Source organism: Achromobacter sp. 1012554356 (genome assembly GCF_059760815.1).
On record NZ_JCBANC010000088.1, the window covers coordinates 1 to 18,385 of the forward strand.

An 18,385-nucleotide genomic window follows, 5' to 3' on the forward strand; every position below is an offset into this window, starting at 1 on the left:
CCGCCGAACGCGCCTTCATCATCCCCCCGCCCGCCGACCAACAGTCTGCGAACGCGGCCAGTGCCACCGCCACGCAGGAAAAAGCCGTCATCGCCGGCGGCTGCTTCTGGGGCGTGCAAGCCGTCTTCCAACACGTCAAGGGCGTCAGCAACGCCGTGTCCGGCTACGCGGGCGGCCAAGCCAACACCGCCAACTACAACGCTGTAAGCGGCGGGCGCACCGGCCACGCGGAAGCGGTGGAAATCACCTACGACCCCAAACAGGTCAGCTACGGGCAGTTGCTGCAGATCTATTTTTCGGTGGCGCATGACCCCACCCAGCTCAACCGCCAGGGGCCGGATCACGGCACGCAATACCGATCCGCCGTGTTTCCGGCCAACGACAGCCAGCGCAAGGTGGCCGAGGCGTATATCGCGCAGTTGAATAAAACGGGGGTGTATCCGAAGGCGCTGGCCACCACCATCGAACCGTTGCAGGCGTTTTATCCGGCGGAGGATTACCACCAGGACTATCTGGTGCGGAACCCCAACAGTATGTACATCGTGATCAACGATGTGCCGAAGGTGGAGAATCTGGCGAAGACGTTTCCGGATTGGTGGCGGGATAAGCCGGTATTGGTGAGCGCGAAGGATAGATAGCGCCGGGGGGGCGGCGCAAACGCGCGGCGAGGAATTCGGCATTTTCTTGCCGGCCACCGAGCCAACCGAGGCCCTACGCTGCGCAGAACGCCTACGCGCCGCGATTGAGCACGCCGTGCGGCATCCAGGCGACGAATCGCCGGTCACGATCAGCGCGGGGGTGGCGCATACGGATGGCCCGGACTCCTGGGAAGCGTTGTATCAGCGGGCCGACGTCAAACTGTATCAAGCCAAACGGGCGGGCCGGAACCGGGTCGAGGCAGAGTAAAATCCGCCCCCCATGCGCTTTTCCGACCTCACCCATCGCCTCACCGCCCTAGGCGCCCTGCCCGTTCACCGTGGCCGGGTCGTGCGCGTCTGGTTGAACGGGCAAGCGCTCGACACCGGGACACGGCGGCGTAGCGCCGAACACTTCCTGCCTCTCGCGCTGCGCGATGCCATTCCCGCCTTGACGTCGGAACTGGACGGCCTTGCCCGAGTCCGCTCCGAACACGCCGGCAGCGACGGCTCGCGATTGCTTGTCGAGCTGGCCGACGGGCAGATGGTCGAAAGCGTGCTGCTGCCGCGGGACGGCCTGTGCGTTTCCACGCAGGTGGGCTGTGCGGTCGGCTGTCGGTTCTGCATGACCGGCAAGAGCGGCCTGATCCGTCAGGTCACGAGCATGGAAATCCTTGCCCAGGTCGTGCTGGCTCGGCGTCAGCGCGCGGTGAAGAAGGTTGTCTTCATGGGCATGGGTGAACCGGCGCACAACCTGGACAACGTGCTCGAAGCCATCGACCTGCTCGGCACGGAAGGCAATATCGGCCACAAGAATCTGGTGTTCTCGACCGTGGGCGATCAGCGTGTGTTCGACGCCCTGCCGAAGCAACGCGTCAAACCGGCGCTGGCGCTGTCGCTGCACACGACCAAAGCCGACCTGCGCGCCCACCTGCTGCCGCGCGCGCCGAAAATCGCGCCCGAAGCGCTGATTGAACTTGGCGAGCAATACGCTCGCGACACGGATTACCCGATCCAGTATCAATGGACGCTGCTCAAGGGCATCAACGACGGCGACGACGAACTCGATGCCGTCGTGCGGCTGCTCAAGGGCAAGTACGGCGTCCTGAACGTCATCCCCTTCAATAGCCTCGAAGGGGATGACTACCAGCGCCCTGATGCAGAGCGTATCCGCGCGATCGTCCGCTATCTGCACGGCCGTGGTGTGCTGGCCAAGGTCAGGAACAGCGCTGGGCAGGACGTGGACGGCGGCTGTGGCCAGCTGCGCGCACGCGCGGTGGGCGCGGCGCAGGTGGTTGAACTGCGGCGAAAGCCGGCGTCAGTTGACCAGGCCGATCACCGGTAAGCGATCACAACGAACCCTCACACCTGCGCCCGCAGCCACCCCGCCACCGCCTGCACGGCCACCGACGCGTCCCGCTCGCCAAACATCGCCAAGTGATACGTATGCCCGTCGATCTCGGGCCCGAACGGCTGCACCAGATGCCCGGCCCGCAACTCATCGTCCACCAGCGCCAGGCTGACCAACGCAATCCCATGCCCCGCCACCGCCGCCTGTATCGCGTGGCCTTCATCTGAAAACCGCAACTGCCCGCCCTCGGGCGGCAGCGGGCGCCCAGCTATTGAAAACCAGCGCTCCCACGTTGGATTCTCGGGTTGCGCGCGTTTCCAGTCGAAGCGGATCAACGGCACTCGCGCCAGATCATCCGGCGACACGACGCCCAGGCGCGGATTAGCGACCGGCGCAAACCGGTCGGTGAACAGCGGCTGCGTCACCAACCCGGGATACGGCCCGCGGCCATAGCGGATGGCGATATCGACCGTGGACGAGCGCAGGTCGACGAGGTCGTCGCTGGCCTGCAATTGCAGGTCGATATCGGGATGCAGCCGACGGAAATCAGCCATGCGAGGCACCAGCCACTTCACGGTGAAAGCGTTGGTTGCCGAGATGCTGACTTGCGCCCGCGTGCGCTGCTGCGTGAGGCGCGCCAAGGTGGCCTCGAACTTGTCGAAGCCGTCGCGCAGCACGGGGTAAAGCTGCGCCCCCGTTTCGGTCAGCGTGACCTTGCGCACCTGGCGATCGAACAGCGCGAGGCCGGTGCCCGCCTCCAGCGCGCGGATCTGGTGGCTGACGGCGGTGGGGGTGACGGCGAGTTCCTCGGCGGCGGCCTTGAAGCTGCCCAGGCGGGCGGCGGCCTCGAAGGCGCGCAGTGCGGATAGCGGAAGGGACCGGCGTTGCATGGGCGGCTGGCTTATAAATGAGTTTTTCTCGTCTTATAGCTGACAAACGAACCTTTGTCACGGTTCAGTCGCAAAGCCTACATTGGCATCACCGGACACCAGCCCCCATATTCCCGTCCGGTAATAGATGAAGGAATTCGCATCATGCTCAAACAAGTCATCACCCAGCCCGACAATTACGCACCCTTCCTGCTGTCGCAGGGCATCCAGTTCAACAATCTGCTTTTCATCTCGGGGCAGGCCGGCGCCGCCGACGACGGAAAGATCGTGGACGGCGGCTTTCTGGCGCAGGGCGAGCAGGCTTTTCAAAACCTGCGCCGTGCGCTGGAAGCCGGCGGCTCCAACCTGAAAGACGTCATCAAGATCACGATCTTCGTCACCGACATGGGACATTTCGACGACGTGGTGGCGCTGCGCCGCAAGTTCTTCTCGGCGCCCTACCCGGCTGACACCATTGCGGAGATCAAGGCCCTGTATGACCCGGCCGCGATGATCGAGATCGAAGCCATCGCCGCGGTCCGCCAATCGGAGGGCCAGTGAAATGACCACGCTTAACAAGCGTCCGCGGAACGACGCGCCGACGCCACCCGCCACGCTGTTCACGCCGCTGCGCGTGGGCGCGCTGAACCTGCCCAACCGGCTGGCCGTCGCCCCCATGACACGCGTCAGCGCCACGGCGGACGGCCACGCCACCGCGCAGATGGCCGAGTATTACGAGGCTTTCGCCGCCGGCAGCTTTGGCCTGGTGATCACCGAAGGCATCTATACGGACAAGGCCCATGCGCAGGGCTACCTGTTCCAGCCCGGTCTGGCGGACGACGCGCAGCGCGAAGCCTGGCGGCCGGTGGTGGACCGTGTGCATGCGCGGGGTGGACGCATCATTGCGCAGCTCATGCATGCGGGTGCGCTGTCGCAGGGCAATCCGCATCGGTCCGGGACCAAGGGACCGTCGGCGGTGCAGCCAGCCGGACAGCAGATGACCTTCTACCGCGGCCAAGGGCCCTACCGGATGCCGGAAGCGATGACGATCGATGAGATCGCCGAGGCGGTCGACGGCTTTGCGCGGGCGGCGCGCCGGGCGCAGGAAGCTGGGTTTGACGGCGTGGAGATACACGGCGCCAACGGTTATCTGCTGGACCAGTTCCTCGGCGCCCACACCAATCTGCGCCTGGACCGTTATGGCGGCAGCGTGGACAACCGCCTGCGTCTGACCGTGGACGTGATCCAGGCGGTACGGCAGTCGACGCCGGCTGGCTTTGTCGTGGGCGTGCGCAGCTCGCAGGGCAAGGTCAACGACTTCACCCACAAGTGGCCTGGCGGCCAGGAGGACGCCGCACGGATCTTCGGCACACTGGGCGCGCAGCCCATCGATTACCTGCACACCACCGAGTTCGAGGCCTGGCGTCCCGCCTTTGGCGAGGACGGCCCCAGCTTGGCGGCGCTGGCGCGCAGGCACGTCTCGGTGCCGGTGCTGGCCAACGGCTCGTTGCATGACGTGGCGCGGGCCGAAGACCTGATGGCCCGGCAAGAGGCGGACTTCGTTTCGCTGGGGCGAGGCGCGCTCACGCATGCCGACTGGCCCGCCAGACTGCGCGCCGCCCAGCCGCAGGAGGAATTCGACCGAGGCCTGCTTGCGCCGATCGCCGATCTGGACAATGCGGTCCGCCATCGCGCGCTGGCTCAGCCTGCCTGATCTGTGGGCGAAATCCCGAGGATGAGATCAATCGGCGAGACAGGTCGGCGTGATCAATCGCTCACGCCGGCTGGGTCTGATTGTCGCGTCGGCACGGGCAGGACGCGGGTGCGCCCTGCTCGCGCTTCGCGCCTTTCGCGCTCCCTGCACCCCGTCCCGGCCTCGCCGGCGGCGGATCAGCCCGCACGCAGCAAGGACTGATAGATCCACGTCCCGATGCCGGTGATTGCGGCATCGCCATGCGCCATCCCCATCACCTGCAACCCCAGCGGCAAGCCATCGACCGCCATCAACGGCACGTTGATGGCGGGCGCGCCCAGCAGTGACGACGCGCATGCAAAGGAGACGTCGCCCGTCGGATACTTGCTGTCGCGGATGTCGGCCGCGATGGGCGCCGCGCCGCAGGCATTCAGGCTCACCAGCGCATCGCATTGCGTGGCCAGGGCCGCCAGGCATAGTCGCGCGTGTTCGCGCAGCAGCAGGCATTCGCGGTATTCGGCCAAGGTCATGCCGCGTCCGCTTTCAAGCTGCCGCACCAGGCTGGGACCCAGCGTATTGGGATGCTTGGCGACCAGATTGGCCAGCGACCAGCGCTGCTCCCACGAGATCAGCCGCAGCGACAGGGGCGCCGCCTGCGAGATGGCGCGCTCCAGCGCGTCGACCAGAGGCGAATCGCCACGGCGGATGATCGTCACGCCTTGCCCGGACAGCTTGGCGAGGCTGGCCTCAAACGCCGCGCGGGCATTCGGTTCCGCGCGCGCCCACCCCTCGGTTTCCAGCGCGACCAGCCGCGTGGGTTTTTGTGCCGAGGGCGGATGCAGCGGACCATACAAGCCCGGATGCCCCGGGTCGCCGCCCGCGCGCTGGGCGATTTCCGCGGCAGCCGTCCACATGTCCTCGACGCAATTGGCGTGGATGCCGATGTGGGCCTGGCTAAGGCCCAGGCGTTCGCCTCGATTGAGCGCGCCGAACGTCGGCTTCAAGGCCCAATTGCCGTTGTAGCTGGCCGGCCGCAGCACAGAGCCCACGAGCTGCGATCCGATGGCCATGGGCACCATGTTGGCGCCCACGACGGCGCCCGACCCGCTGGACGATCCGCCCGGCGTGCGGCGGGGGTCGAACGGGTTGGTCGTCGGACCGGGGTCGAGAAATCCCAGCGCCGTCGTGACGGTCTTGCCCAAAATGATGGCGCCGGCATCGCGCAGCGCACGCACGACGGCGCTGTCGTTCTTCGGGAAGTTGCCATCGAACGCCGCGCAGCCCATCTGCGTGGGCATATCGCGTGTTTCGATCAGGTCCTTGATGCCGACCGGCATCCCGTCGATCGCCGACAGCGGGCGGCCGTCGCGGTAGCGCTGGGCGCTGGCGTCGGCCGCGGCGCGGGCGCCGGCCTCGTTCAGGACGACCCAGCCCTTGAGCTGGCCCTCCCGTGCGGCGATCACCTCCAGGCAGCGTTCCAGGTAATCACGCGGCGTGTCGCGGCGTTCGGCGAAGTTGGCGCGGGCGTCATGAAACGTCAGCGCGGTGTGGGTGCTGGGATCGTAGGTCAAGGTGTGGCTCCGGTGTCTTATTCGCTGCTTTTTATTCGCTGCTCTTGATGCCGAGGGTCCGAATCAATGCGCTCCATCGGGCATATTCGGCGCGGAAGAACGTATCGAATTCGGCCGGCGTGCCTGGCTGCACCAGCAGATTGATGCCCTTCAGGCGTTCCTGGATCGCGGGCTCGGCCAGCACCTCGTTCAGGTCGCGGTTGATCTTCAGCTTGATGTCGTCGGGAATGCCGGCGGGCGCGAACAGGCCGTACCAGGCCTCCAATCGCAGCCCGGGCAGGCCCGCCTCGGCCGCGGAGGGCACGGTGGGCAAGGCCTCCAGACGCTGCGGCGACGCCACGGCGTAGGCCTTGAGCCTGCCGGCCTTCACGTGGTTGATGACGTTGCCCGACGCGAACTGCACCAGCAGGTCGACTTCGCCGCCAATCGCCGCCATCGAGGCCTCCAGCGCGCCCCGGTAAGGCACGTGCATCACGTCCACGCCGGCCTCGCGCTTGAAGATCTCAGTGAACAGCTGCAGCGACGATCCCGAGCCGTTGGACGCGTAGGTGTACTTGCCCGGTTCGGCGCGAAAGCGTTTGATCAGCGTGGCCAGATCGGCATCGTCGATGCCCGGGCGCGTGAGGACCAGGACCGGCAGGCTGCCGATCTTGCCGATGCGCGCCAGGCCGTTCTCGACGTCCAGCTTGGCGTTGGGATTCAAGGCGGGCAGCGTGGCCAGTTCGTTGAAGGTCAGCATCAAGGTGTAGCCGTCGGGCTTGGCCCGGGCCACGTAGTCGGCGCCGATGAGGGTGCCCGCGCCCGGTTTGTTCTCCACCACGACAGGCTGCCCCCAGCGTTCGGCAAGCCGCGGGCCGATCAGGCGGGCCAGGATGTCGGCGGTTCCGCCGGGCGTGGTCGGTACCACGATGCTGACGGGACGCTGCGGATAGCCGGCCGCCGTTGCGGGTCCGGCCAGCACTGCGGCGCCGCAGAGGGCGGCGATTCCGATCCGTCGAGCCAATGTTCTAAACATGGATTTCCCCTTATGGATGTTTCTTTTGGCTGCTCTTGCGCCGCGAAGTCGGGGCGGCCGTGCCATCTTGGGCGTTTGGGCATCAGGGTTCAAACGACTTTATCTATGGCACACTTAACTTTTTGTTAACTGAACCACCCCGATGACCGCCCTGCCTCCGCTCAATGCGCTGCGCTGTTTCGAGGTTGTCGGCCGTCTGGGCAGCATTACCAGCGCGGCCGAGGAACTCAGCGTGACGCCCGCTGCCGTCAGCCGCCAGATCCGCCTGCTGGAGGAACATCTGGGGCTCCGCCTGTTCCTGCGCCAGCACCGACGCATTGTGCTCACCTCCATGGGCGCGGGGTATCACGCCGATATCGCGCGCCTGTTCGGCGGGCTGCAGCGCGCGACGTCCGAACTGGGCGAGCGCTCGCGCCGGCGCCAGTTCGTCATCAAGGCGCCGCACAGCGTGGCCATGCGCTGGCTGCTGCCGCGCCTTTCCGGGTTTCACCGCCAATATCCCGACATCGACGTCAAGCTCCACACGGCCGTGGACGCGCCGGACTTCGAGCGCGAGGAAGTGGACGCCGGCATCTGCATGGGCGACGGCCGCTGGCGGGGCCTCGTCAGCTACAAGCTGATGGTCAATGAGTTGCTGCCGGTGTGCATTCCGGAAAAGCGCGCCCGGCTGCACACGCCCGCCGACCTGAAAGGCGAGATCCTGCTGCACACGCTGGCGCGCCCCGACTACTGGGAAATCTGGCTGCGGGCGGCCGGTCTGACGGAGATCGATGTGTCGCGCGGTTTGCGCTACGAGTCGTCCGCGCTGGCCTACGAGGCCGCGTTGGAAGGTTACGGCGTGGCCATCGCGCAAAAGCCGCTGGTGCAGAAGGAACTGGACGAAGGCCGGCTGGTTGCGCCGTTCGACCTGACAGTGGATCTGGGCGCGCAAAGCTATTACTTCGTGCTGCCGCCCGAGGACTACCGAAGGCCCTCGCCCGAGCTTACGCAATTTCGTGCCTGGGCCGAGTCGTGCGCGATCTAGCGGGCGCGGCAAAGGCGTACGGTCGCAATCGCCGTGCCGCGCCCCGGCCTGCGTGACAACCGTGCCACCCGCCCTGCCTGCGCATTAGGCTACAGTGCAGGGTCGCCCTCAAGGCCCGCGGCGTCATCGCCGCGCATCAACGAATCCAGGAGCAGTACCGCAGTGAACGACACTTCCACGCCGGACACCGACATTTCCGACGCGCCCAAGGAACAGGAAGCCAGGCTCTGGCGCGACGACGGCTGGACCGCGCGCGTCATCAAGAACGAAGACGACGACGGCTGGGCCGTCGAAATGACCAAGGACGGAGAGGCCGAACCCGCCCTGGTGGGCCCCTGGACCATGGGCCGCGACAAGAAGAACCCGAAGCCGCTCGACTCGCCTGCCTTCATCACGCTGGTCAAGACCGCCAACGAAGTCCTGCGCCGCCACGAACAACAACTGCACGCCACGCTGCACAAGAGCGTAAAGATCGACACCGACGAAGGTCGCCTGACCATCAAGCTGGACATCGTGCCCGACGAGGACGAGCCCTATGCCACGCTCAGCGCCTACGACGAATTCGGCGACCAGCTCGCACAGATCCGTGTGCCGCCAACGTACAAGCTGAACGTGCAGCGGGCGTCGGAATGGGCGGCGGGCGGGTTCGGCAGAGAGGGCTGATATCCGCGGCCTGTGAAAGCACCGCCCGAGCACGCGCCAAAGCGTGCCCAGGCGGGCGGTTGCCGGGTAGTGCGCTGCCGCTTGTCGCCACATCGCGGCTTCTCTTAGAATGCGGATGATTCTCATTTTTCACGGTGCCGGTATTCTCCAGCCCCGCGACGCGCTGGAGGGCAGGATGTCCGCGACTGAGTTTGCAGTGCCGCAGCAGGGCATCGATGTCCTGTACGCGAATCACCATGGCTGGCTGAAAGGATGGCTGCGGCGGCGGCTGGGAAATTCATCCGATGCCGCCGATCTTGCGCACGACACCTTCATGCGCCTCCTGGTCCGCGGCGACACCGTCGAGGTGCGCGAGCCACGCGCGCTGCTGACCACCGTGGCCCAAGGCGTGGTGTCCAATTTCATACGGCGCCGCAGGATCGAAGAAGCCTACCTGGCCACCCTGGCCGACCTGCCCGAGCTTGAAACGCCCGGCCCCGAAACGCGCGCCATCCTGCTTGAAACCCTGGTCGAACTGGACCGCCGCCTGGATACGCTGGCTGCTCCCGTGCGCCGGGCGTTCCTGCTGTCTCAGTTGGAAGGCATGAAGCAGGCCGACATTGCCGCCACGCTGAACGTCTCACTGGCGACCGTGCAGCGCCATATCGCGAAGGCCGCGCACCTTTGCTTCTTCGGCGCCTGAGCATCGGCACGGCCGTAGCCGCCTGTTCCAAGAACGCCCGCTTCCCCATGCCCAACTCGCCCGCGGACCCGAGCCCGACGGCCTTCCCCCAGCTTGAGGGCCCGCCATTGCCCGCCAGCGTCAGCCTGCGCGCCGTGGACTGGCTGGTCGCCCTGCAGGCGCCCGACGCCAGCGACGCCACGCGCGAGGCCTGCCGGCGCTGGCGCGAGGCCGACCCCGACCACGAGCGCGCCTGGCGGCACATCGAGACCTTTGGCCAGCAGTTGCGCGGATTGAACACGCCGCTCGTACGCGGCGCGCTGACGCGCGAGGACCGGAGCCGTCCCGCGCGGCGCCAGGCCGTCAAGGCGCTGGCGGTGGCGCTGTTTGCCGGCGGCGGCGCCTGGCTGGCGCGCGACAACCTGTGGCGCGGCTGGCAGGACTGGCAGTCCGATCACCACACTGCGGCCGGAGAACGCACGAGCATCCTGCTGGCCGACTCCAGCCGCATCGACCTGGACACGGCAAGCGCCATCGATGTCCGGTTTGACGGCTCGCAGCGCCTGGTCCGCCTGCTGCACGGCCGGATCCTGATCGCCACCGCGCCCGATCCGGCATCCCAGGCCGGGCGACCCGCTCGTCCTTTTCTGGTGGAAACGGCGCAAGGCCGCGTGCGGGCCCTGGGCACTCGCTACAGCGTGCGCCAGTTCCCTGGCCGCAGCCACGCCGCGGTGTTCGAGGGCGCCGTGGAAATTCGCCCCGAACACCAAGCGGATACGCCGCACGTCATTCACGCGGGCGAACAGGCGTCGTTCACCCGCGACGCCGTCGGCCCCACGCGGGTGGCTGACCCGCGCGATGCGTCATGGTCCGTGGGCATGCTGGTTGCGCAGGACATGCCCCTGTCCGACTTCATTGCAGAGCTTGCCCGGTATATGCCCGGCCGGCTGGCCTGCGACCCCGATGCCGGCCGCCTGAAGGTCTCGGGCATCTATCCGCTGGACGACACCGACCGGGTGCTGGACATGCTGCGCCGGACGCATCCGATCGACGTCGACCAGGTGACGCGCTATTGGATCACCGTGCGCCTGCGCGGCGCCTAGCGCCGCGGCGCGCCTCGCCTCGCCGCGCCACGCATCGGCCCCAAAAATTTTTCGCGCCAACATGAGGGGTTTCCGTTTCCCAAGTGGCAAACCTAATAGAAGCCACATTTTTTCAACCGGAAACCGGACCATTCATGCACCCCCGTCAGTCTCGGCGCGCCGCGCGCCTCATCGCACGCAATACCCTCGCGCTGGCGGCAAGCCGCGCCCTCTGGCTCACGGCATCGGGCATCGCCCTGTCGGCCGGGACGGATGCCGTACACGCCCAGGCCAGCGTGAAAAGCTACGCGATCCCCGCCGGGTCGCTGGAAAGCGCCCTGACCCGCTACGCCCTCGAAAGCGGTTTGATGTTGTCCTATTCGGGCAGCGACATCGCGGGCAAGCGCAGTCCCGGCTTGCAGGGCAGCTTTGACGCGCCCGAGGCGCTGGCCAGGCTGCTGGCCGGCACCGGGCTGGCTGCCCGGCCACAGCCGAATGGCGGCTACATCCTGCGTCCGGTACCCGGCAGTCAGCCGGGCCAGGACGCCGCGCAAACCCTGCCCGCAGTGACGGTGACAGGCGTTGCCGAGGAATCCGCCTTCGGCCCGGTGCAAGGCTTTGTGGCCCGGCGCAGCGCAACCGCCACCAAGACGGACACGGCGCTGCATGAAACGCCCCAGTCCGTATCGGTGATTCCGCGCGACCAGGTTGTCGCGCAGGCGGCGGACTCGCTGGACCAGGCACTGGGCTACACGGCCAGCGTCCAGCCGCTGGAAGGCGGGGCGCTCAGGCACATCGGCACGGGCTTCACGATCCGTGGCTTCAACGTTACCGGCGCGGCCCCGCTGTACCTGAACGGCACCAAGTTCCCCATCAACTCGCTCAGCGGCGCCATTGAGCCCTACAACTTCGAACGCATCGAGCTGCTCAAGGGACCGGCCTCGATCCTGTACGGCCAGGCCGCACCCGGCGGCATCATCAACCTGGTCAGCAAGCGCCCCACGGCGGAGCCGCTGCGCGAGCTCGAATTGCAGACCGGAAGCTGGAACAAGAAGCAGATCGCGATGGACCTGGGCGGTCCGGTCACCGAGGACGGCAATGTCCGCTACCGCCTGACCGGACTGGCGCGCAACAGCGACAGCATGGTCGACTACATCAACAACGACCGCACTTCGCTGGCCGGCGCGCTGGAGTGGCAGATCAGCGATGCAACGCTGATCACGTTCCTGGCCAGCTACAGCCGCACCGATAGCCCCTACGATGTGGGCAAACCTCTGGAAGGCACCCTGCTGTCCAACCCCAATGGCCGCATTTCGCGCTCGCGCTTCGTTGGCGAACCGGACTTCGACCGCTATGTCACAAAGGGCGCCACGCTGGGCTACCTGCTCGAACACAAGCTGAACGACGACTGGAAGGTGCGCCAGAATCTGCTGACCTACAAGCAGCGCGCCGACAATCAGTACGCCGCGGTAGACACGCGCGTGGACGAGTCGGACCCGGCCCTGGCCACCCGCTATGCCCTGACGCGGTACGACACCGACAAGGGTCTGGCCGTGGACAACCAATTGCTGGGCAAGCTGCGCCATGGCAGCTTTGAACACACGCTGCTGTTCGGCATCGACTGGAGCAAGAACGAGTTCTCGCGCTCCCAGAAATTCGGCTCCATCGCGCCGCTGAACCTGTACCACCCCGTCTATGGCGCCCGGCCGGACCTCGGCCCCGCCGGTTATGGCGAAGACAGCACGCGCCAACTGGGCTTTTACGCGCAGGACCAGATCAAGTTCAACGAACGCTGGATCGCGCTGCTGGGCGGGCGCTACGACTCCGTGCGTACCGAGTCGATCCCGGGCACCGGCGCACAGAACTCCCACGCCTTCACGCCGCGCGTCGGCCTGATGTATCTGTTCGACAACGGCTTGGCGCCCTATTACAGCTACAGCAAGTCGTTCCAGCCCGTGACGGGACTGGACTTCGCCGCCAATCCCTTCAAGCCGACCACGGGCGTGCAGCACGAGATCGGATTGAAATACGAACCAAAGGGCGTGGATGCGTCGATCACGTTCGCGCTCTACGAAATCACCCAACGCAATGTCCTGACCAGCGACCCCGACCACGTGGGATTTCTGGTGCAGACGGGCGAAGTCCGCTCGAGAGGCGCGGAAATCGAGGCCCGGGCCAGCCTGAACCGGCAACTGGATCTGGTGGCCGCCCTGGCAACGACGGACGCGCGCGTGGTCAAGAGCAATTTCGGCAACGAAGGATCGCGGCCCGAATCGGTCCCGCGCAACATGGCATCGCTGTGGATGGATTACCGGTTTTCGTCCGTGCCGGGCCTGAGCGCGGGCGTGGGCGTGCGCTATGTGGGCCGCCAGGAAATCAACGAATTGCCGATACCGTCGTACACCACGTATGACGCAGCGGTGCGCTATCAACTGGACAAGTGGCAGTTCGCGCTGAACGTGAAGAACCTGACCAACAAAACCTATGTGGCCGCGTGCCCCTACACCTGCTATTACGGCGACGAGCGCAACATCACGCTGACGGCGCGCGTCAACTGGTAGGCCGCGTTCGTGTCGCATTTGGGATAGCCACGCTGTCGCATCCTGGTTTGGCCCTGGCGGCTGCGATCCATAGACTTGGGTTTGCCGACTGACGCGGGCCAAGAGAACACCACGCCCAGCAAGTTCCCCCCGCGTTTACGGCCCCGGCTTCACCAAGAAAGCCGTGAATCGCTCAGATTGCAAAGAAGGGGAAACATGCAAACCACCGAGTACGAGCGCCTGGACGGCCTTGCTCTGGCCAAATTGCTTGAACGCGGCGAAGTCACGTCCGCAGAACTCATGGATTGCGCCATCGAATTGGCCGAGCAGCGCAATCCCGTCCTGAACGCCCTCACCTATCCGCGCTACGAAGAATCGCGCGGCATCGCCGCCGGATGGACGCCGCGCGGCCCGTTTCGCGGCATTCCCTTCCTGCTGAAGGACTCCGGCTTCGCTCACAAACGATTTCCGTCCAGCATCGGTTCGGCGCTGTTCAACGGCACGACCTACCCTTACGCGGCAACCGTCGCAGACCGCTTCGAGGCGGCAGGCCTGATCCCGTTCGCGCGCACCACGGTTCCCGAGCTGTGCATGGCGGGCACCACCGAGGCCGTGCGTAACGGCGGCGCGACGCCCAACCCGTGGGACCGGACCCGCTCCGCGGGCGGCTCCAGCGGCGGCGCCGCAGCCGCCGTCGCAGCGCGCATCGTGCCCGTCGCCCACGGCAGCGACGGCGGCGGCTCCATCCGGATTCCGGCCGCGTGCTGCGGCGTGTTCGGATTGAAGCCCTCACGAGGCCGCGTGCCGATGGGTCCGGCGAAAGGCGAAGGATGGGCGGGCATGGCGACGGACGGCGTATTGAGCATTTCCGTGCGCGATACGGCGGCGGCGCTGGACGTGATCTCCGGCTACGAAGCCGGCGCGCCCTATGCCGCACCGCCCAAGCCGCGCGCATTCCTGGAGGCCGTTCACGAATCGGCTTCGCGGCCGTTGCGCGTGGGCTTCCTGCGCACCGCGTGGAACGGCATCGCCATCGCCCCCGAGTGCGATGCCGCCGTCGCGCACACGGCATCGCTGCTGGAAGCCTTGGGCCATGACGTATTCGAGGCCACGCTGCCCGGCATCGACTATGACGGCTTCGTGCACGCCCATGGCAGCATCCTGGCCAGCAACATCGTGGTTGCCGTCGAAGGCCGTCTGAAGACGCTGGGCCGCAACCTGCAAGCGGGCGACCTGGAATCGGTCATCCACGACGGGTATCTCGTCGGCAAAGGCCTGGACGCGGCGTCCTACATCGACGCCGTGGCCCGCCTTCATGCCGTGGGCCGCGCCTTCGCCGCCGCGATGGCGGACTTGGACGTCCTGCTCACCCCCACGCTGGCGCAGCTTCCGTGCAAGCTCGATTATCTTGCGCTGAACACGTCCGATGGTCTCGGCTTTCGCGAGTACCGGGCGCGCGCCGCCACGTATTCCACCTTCCTCCCTGTCATTAACGGCGCGGGCCTGCCCGCGGCCAGCCTGCCCTTGTCCTGGACAGACGCGGGTCTGCCCGTGGCCACCCAACTGATCGGCCATTTCGGTCGCGAAGACATCCTGCTCGAACTCTCGGCGCAGCTTGAGCGCGTGGCCCCTTGGGCCGCGCGCAGACCGCAGTTCGGCTGACCAGACGGGCTCGCGGCCGAGCCTCGTCCATTTCGCCTGTTCCACCCTCACTCTGAAGGTACCGGTATGAAATTCACGCTTCCCGGACTGGGCCGCCTCTGCGCGCCCGCCGTTCTTGCTCCCACCCTTGTCTGCGCCATCGGAATCGCGCCTGTCAGCGCGCTGCACGCCGAAACCACGGCCAGGATCGTCATGCAGGCGCCGCTTCGCGTCGTCGATCCCATCCTGACGAATGCCTACATCACCCGCAACCACGGCTACATGGTCTTCGACACGCTGTTCGCCCTGGATGCCGCCGGAAAGCCCCAGCCCGAAATGGTCGAAAGCTGGCAGGAAAGCGCGGACCGGCTCACCGTCACTCTGACGCTGCGCAAAGGCCTGACGTTCCATGACGGCACGCCGGTAACGGGCGAAGACGTCGTCGCTTCGCTCAAGCGCTGGGGCCAGCGTGACGTCCTGGGCCTGCGCCTGATGGCCGCTACCCGCAGCCTGGAAAGCCCCGACGCCAGCACGGTCATATTCCACCTGAAGCAGCCGTTCGGCATGCTGATCGAAGCGCTGGCCAAACCGGCCTCGCCCGTGCCCTTCATCATGCCCAGCCGCATCGCGGCGGTGCCGGTCTCTCAACCGATCACCGAGGTAATCGGTTCGGGTCCGTACAAATTCGTGGCGGCGGACTTCCAGCCCGGCGTGAAGGCGACGTACGTGAAGTTCACCGGCTATGTGCCGCGCGCGGAACCCGCCAGCGGCTTTGCCGGCGGCAAGGTGGCCATCGCGGACCGGATCGAGCTGGTCAGCATTTCGGACTCGCAGACCGCCGTGAACGCCTTGCGACGCGGCGAGATCGACTTCGTGGAAGATGTGCCGCCGGATCTGATGCCGCAGCTCAAGGATGCCAAGAACGTTGCGCTCAAATCCTATGGCGACAGCACCAACATCTTCACGATGCGCATGAACTGGCTACAGCCGCCCTTTGACAATCCCAAGGTGCGCCGCGCGGTGCTTGCCGCCGTGTACCAGGGCGATTACCTGGCCGCGCAGATCGGCGACGAGACCATGTACCGCCTGTGCGGCGCCGTCTTGAGCTGCAACTCTCCGTATGCCTCCGAAGCCGGCGCCACCCAGACGAAAGAGCCCGATCTGGCGCACGCGAAGGCCCTGCTCAAGGAAAGCGGCTATGACGGCAGCAAGGTGGTGATCCTGCACCCCACCGATCTGCCGGTGCTGTCCAGCCTGGCGTCCGTGACCGCGCAGGCGCTCAAGACCATCGGCATGAACGTCGAGATCCAGTCCATGGACTGGGCCACCCTGCTGTCCCGCTATTCGAAGAAGGATCCGGTGGCGCAAGGCGGCTGGAGCATCTTCCAGACGGGCTTCACCAGTCTGGACCTGATGAACCCGCTGACCAATCCCAACCTGGATGGGCGCGGCGAAGCCGGCTACATCGGCTGGACCAAGAGCGACGAGATGGAGCGCCTGCGCGACCAGTTCGCCGAGACCGGCGATGCGGCTCGACGCAAGGAAATCGCCCTTGCCATCCAGAAGCTCAATTACGACCAGGTGTTCTTCATCCCGCTGGGCACGTACTCCAAGATGAAGGGATACAACCCGGCCAAGCTGGGGCGCATGACCGACGCGCAGATTCCTCTCTTCTGGTAGCGCGCAACGTCTCAGCCCGGCCGGCCGCCCCCGGACCGGCCCGGGCAATGGAAAGGCATATTCATGATTGAACTCATCATCAAACGCCTCCTGGCGGCGATCCCCGTCATGCTCATCGTCGCCACGGTGGTGTTCCTGCTGCTGCGCATGGCGCCCGGCGATCCCGCGCGCGTCATCGCCGGCGACATGGCCAGCGAGGAATCCATCGCCCAGATCCGGACGGAAATGGGCCTGGACCAATCGCTGGGCACGCAATACCTGCGCTGGATGGGCGCGCTTGTTCAGGGCGACCTGGGCCGCTCCATCCAATCCAGGCAGCCGGTGACCTCGCTCATCACGGCGCGGCTGGGCCCGACGTTCTCGCTGGCGGCGTGCGCGATCCTGCTGACCATTGCCACCGCGATTCCGCTGGGCGTGCTGGCGGCGTGGCGCCACCGGGGCCTGGCGGACCGCGGGATCATGGCCGGCGCCGTGCTGGCGTTTTCCATGCCCGCATTCGTCGTGGCGTATCTGTTGATTCTGGTGTTCTCGGTCCATCTGGACTGGCTGCCGGTGCAGGGGTACTCGCCGCTCGACGAAGGCATCGGCCGGTATGCCCAGCACCTGTTGCTGCCGACCGTGACGCTGGCCATGGTGTTCGTCGCGCTGATCACGCGCATCACGCGGGCCAGCCTGCTGGATGTGCTGGGGGAAGACTTCGTGCGCACCGCCAGGGCAAAGGGCGTCACCGAACGCTTCGTGCTGTTTCGCCACGCGCTGCGCAACGCCGCGATTCCCATCGTCACGATTGTCGGGGTGGCGCTGACCACCCTGATCAGCGGCGTCGTGGTGACCGAGACCATCTTCAATATCGCCGGCGTCGGCCGCCTGATCGTGGATTCCGTGCTTGCCCGGGACTACCCCGTGGTGCAGGGAACCATCCTGTTCTTCTCGTTCATCTACGTCTTCGTCAACCTGCTGATCGACATGGCGTATGTCGTCCTCGATCCCCGCATCCGCTATTGAACCGCCGACGATCCGGAGCTGACTTATGCCCCCCACTCTTCCCGCCACCCTCCTGCCCGCCGCACCGCCATCGCGGCTGCGCCAGGCCATCACCGCCCTGATCCACGACCCTGTGATGCTCGGCTCTTTGCTGCTGCTCCTGCTGCTGGTGGCGCTGACCGTGGGCGCGCCGTGGCTCACTTCCCATGACCCCGGCACGCTCGCGCCGCGCGCGCGGCTGCAGCCCTCTTCCGATGTGTATTGGCTGGGCACCGATTCCCTCGGCCGCGACCTGCTGTCCCGGGTGCTCTACGGCGGCCGCCTGTCGATCACCCTTGCCGCGCTGGTCAGCGTAATCGCCATCGCGGCAGGCCTGGCCATCGGACTGGCCGCCGGGTATGTCCGCCGGCTCGATGCCCCCGTGATGCGATTGATGGACGGCATCATGGCGATCCCCGGCCTGCTCCTGGCGGTGGCGATGGTCGCGCTGGGCGGCGCCAACATCGTGACGATGGTCATCGCCATTTCGATTCCCGAGATCCCCCGCGTGGCCCGGCTGGTGCGCGGCGTCGTGCTGTCCGTGCGCGAGGAACCCTATGTCGAGGCGTCGCTCGGTTCCGGCACGCCGGCCCTGAAGGTGTTGTGGTGGCACATTTTGCCCAGCACGATCAACCCGTTGGTGGTGCAAGCCACCTTCGTCTGCGCAGCCGCCATCCTGACCGAAGCCGTGCTGGGCTTCCTGGGACTGGGCTTTCCACCGGAGATTCCCAGCCTGGGAAGCATCATCGCCGAGGGACGCCCATTCTTCCAGCGCGCCCCCTGGATCGTGCTGTATCCGGGCGTGTTCCTTGCCCTGCTGATCCTCGCCGTGAACATGTTCGGCGACGCCTTGCGCGACCGCCTGGATCCCCGACTCTCCCGCAAATCGAAGGGCTGACGCCATGAACCCAGCATTCCCCCCGGCCCCGACGGCCGG

At 66.4% G+C, this 18,385-nt stretch carries 17 protein-coding genes; 14 read left to right on the forward strand and 3 right to left on the reverse strand.

Annotated elements, in window-relative coordinates; translation table 11 throughout:
• The 3 genes from msrA to AC6LJW_RS27820 form a co-directional block, all read left to right on the forward strand.
• The coding region (gene msrA / locus AC6LJW_RS27810) for a peptide-methionine (S)-S-oxide reductase MsrA (RefSeq protein ID WP_498088819.1) at positions 1 to 638 on the forward strand (638 nt) is incomplete at its 5' end.
• Positions 631 to 906: a GGDEF domain-containing protein gene (locus tag AC6LJW_RS27815; protein ID WP_498088829.1), complete on the forward strand. Its 276-nt coding sequence runs from the start codon at positions 631 to 633 to the stop codon at positions 904 to 906. The genes msrA and AC6LJW_RS27815, both read left to right, overlap by 8 nt.
• A 12-nt stretch (positions 907 to 918) precedes the next feature.
• Positions 919 to 1,980, forward strand: coding sequence for an RNA methyltransferase (locus AC6LJW_RS27820; RefSeq protein ID WP_498088820.1), 1,062 nt, complete (start codon positions 919 to 921; stop codon positions 1,978 to 1,980).
• Positions 1,981 to 1,997: 17 nt separating this feature from the next.
• On the opposite strand, the gene AC6LJW_RS27825 is transcribed toward AC6LJW_RS27820, so the two are convergent.
• Positions 1,998 to 2,876: a LysR substrate-binding domain-containing protein gene (locus AC6LJW_RS27825; protein ID WP_498088821.1), complete on the reverse strand. Its 879-nt coding sequence runs from the start codon at positions 2,874 to 2,876 to the stop codon at positions 1,998 to 2,000.
• A gap of 144 nt (positions 2,877 to 3,020) precedes the next feature.
• On the opposite strand from AC6LJW_RS27825, the gene AC6LJW_RS27830 reads away from it, so the two are divergent.
• Positions 3,021 to 3,416, forward strand: coding sequence for a RidA family protein (locus AC6LJW_RS27830; protein WP_498088822.1), 396 nt, complete (start codon positions 3,021 to 3,023; stop codon positions 3,414 to 3,416).
• A 1-nt stretch (position 3,417) separates the two neighbouring features.
• Complete coding sequence (locus AC6LJW_RS27835; RefSeq protein ID WP_498088823.1) at positions 3,418 to 4,569, forward strand: oxidoreductase; 1,152 nt, start codon at positions 3,418 to 3,420, stop codon at positions 4,567 to 4,569.
• A gap of 176 nt (positions 4,570 to 4,745) precedes the next feature.
• Here the strand turns inward: AC6LJW_RS27835 and AC6LJW_RS27840 are convergent, their stop codons facing one another.
• Positions 4,746 to 6,119, reverse strand: coding sequence for an amidase (locus AC6LJW_RS27840; protein WP_498088824.1), 1,374 nt, complete (start codon positions 6,117 to 6,119; stop codon positions 4,746 to 4,748).
• A gap of 31 nt (positions 6,120 to 6,150) precedes the next feature.
• Complete coding sequence (locus AC6LJW_RS27845; protein ID WP_056570477.1) at positions 6,151 to 7,134, reverse strand: Bug family tripartite tricarboxylate transporter substrate binding protein; 984 nt, start codon at positions 7,132 to 7,134, stop codon at positions 6,151 to 6,153.
• Positions 7,135 to 7,276: 142 nt separating this feature from the next.
• On the opposite strand from AC6LJW_RS27845, the gene gcvA reads away from it, so the two are divergent.
• The 9 genes from gcvA (at position 7,277) to AC6LJW_RS27890 (ending at position 18,346) form a co-directional block, all read left to right on the forward strand.
• A complete protein-coding gene (gene gcvA / locus AC6LJW_RS27850; protein ID WP_056570475.1) occupies positions 7,277 to 8,158 on the forward strand; it encodes a transcriptional regulator GcvA in 882 nt (293 codons plus the stop codon).
• A 162-nt stretch (positions 8,159 to 8,320) separates the two neighbouring features.
• On the forward strand, positions 8,321 to 8,821 hold the full coding sequence (locus tag AC6LJW_RS27855) for a hypothetical protein (protein WP_498088825.1): 501 nt from the start codon (positions 8,321 to 8,323) through the stop codon (positions 8,819 to 8,821).
• A 175-nt stretch (positions 8,822 to 8,996) separates the two neighbouring features.
• Positions 8,997 to 9,503: a sigma-70 family RNA polymerase sigma factor gene (locus AC6LJW_RS27860; protein WP_056570471.1), complete on the forward strand. Its 507-nt coding sequence runs from the start codon at positions 8,997 to 8,999 to the stop codon at positions 9,501 to 9,503.
• Positions 9,504 to 9,550: 47 nt separating this feature from the next.
• Positions 9,551 to 10,585: a FecR domain-containing protein gene (locus tag AC6LJW_RS27865; RefSeq protein WP_498088826.1), complete on the forward strand. Its 1,035-nt coding sequence runs from the start codon at positions 9,551 to 9,553 to the stop codon at positions 10,583 to 10,585.
• 134 nt (positions 10,586 to 10,719) lie between these two features.
• Positions 10,720 to 13,125 carry a TonB-dependent siderophore receptor gene (locus AC6LJW_RS27870; protein WP_498088827.1) on the forward strand — a complete coding sequence of 802 codons (2,406 nt, stop codon included), beginning with the start codon at positions 10,720 to 10,722 and terminating at the stop codon, positions 13,123 to 13,125.
• Between the two features lie 195 nt (positions 13,126 to 13,320).
• Positions 13,321 to 14,766 carry an amidase gene (locus AC6LJW_RS27875; protein ID WP_498088828.1) on the forward strand — a complete coding sequence of 482 codons (1,446 nt, stop codon included), beginning with the start codon at positions 13,321 to 13,323 and terminating at the stop codon, positions 14,764 to 14,766.
• A 66-nt stretch (positions 14,767 to 14,832) separates the two neighbouring features.
• Positions 14,833 to 16,425: an ABC transporter substrate-binding protein gene (locus tag AC6LJW_RS27880; RefSeq protein ID WP_056570465.1), complete on the forward strand. Its 1,593-nt coding sequence runs from the start codon at positions 14,833 to 14,835 to the stop codon at positions 16,423 to 16,425.
• Positions 16,426 to 16,488: 63 nt separating this feature from the next.
• A complete protein-coding gene (locus AC6LJW_RS27885; RefSeq protein ID WP_056570463.1) occupies positions 16,489 to 17,430 on the forward strand; it encodes an ABC transporter permease in 942 nt (313 codons plus the stop codon).
• A gap of 25 nt (positions 17,431 to 17,455) precedes the next feature.
• Positions 17,456 to 18,346, forward strand: a complete 891-nt coding sequence (locus tag AC6LJW_RS27890) for an ABC transporter permease (RefSeq protein WP_056570461.1) — start codon at positions 17,456 to 17,458, stop codon at positions 18,344 to 18,346.
• Positions 18,347 to 18,385: the final 39 nt, after the last annotated feature.